At 32.7% G+C, this 223-nt stretch carries 1 protein-coding gene; it reads right to left on the reverse strand.

Annotation, left to right across the window (positions count from 1 at the left end):
• Positions 1-223 (reverse strand): hypothetical protein (locus Q0829_RS27565; protein WP_298549324.1); only part of this gene is annotated, 223 nt, incomplete at both ends.

Here is a 223-nt window from a genome sequence, read left to right on the forward strand (position 1 = left end):
ATACCAAGTGATAATGGAGCATTAATAGCTCTCATCGCTTTTACTAAATCAGAACCGCAAAAAACAGCTTTACTTGGACCTTCAAAAGTAGCTATGAATGTTTTTGAAGTGTATTCGACAATGCTTCCTTTATATTGTTTTAGGTGTCTTTTAATAATTTCCTGATGTTCTGAAGTATTAGTGCCAGAAGAAATAATACGACCAACCATAACAGTAAATAGTT

This window comes from uncultured Aquimarina sp., assembly GCF_947492405.1.
Classification (GTDB): domain Bacteria; phylum Bacteroidota; class Bacteroidia; order Flavobacteriales; family Flavobacteriaceae; genus Aquimarina.